Raw genomic sequence first — 210 nt, 5'->3', positions numbered from 1 at the left:
CTTTACCGGCGTCCATGTCAACTACAGTATCAATCAAACGTTGGTGCAATCGCTGTGGGACCACGGCTTTAATGAAGACTTCGCCACGCTGGCCGACTTTAAGAATGCTTTAAACTTCAAGCTGGCACAAAGTTTTGTGTTGTGGCGCTGGCTGTTTACCTACTTTTTTGGGGCCAGTCCAATTGCCGGCAATCTGCCAAGCAATCTACC

The 210-nt window shown here is 48.6% G+C and carries 1 protein-coding gene; it reads left to right on the top strand.

All coding sequences use genetic code 11. From position 1 onward, the window contains the following. The coding region (locus LI126_RS15565) for a hypothetical protein (protein WP_331469938.1) at positions 1 to 210 on the top strand (210 nt) is incomplete at both ends.

This window comes from Mediterraneibacter sp. 210702-DFI.5.30, from assembly GCF_020560115.1.
GTDB lineage: Bacteria > Bacillota > Clostridia > Lachnospirales > Lachnospiraceae > Mediterraneibacter > Mediterraneibacter faecis.
The sequence above is the reverse complement of the archived record's forward strand: the minus strand, read 5'-3'. Positions and strand labels throughout refer to the sequence as shown.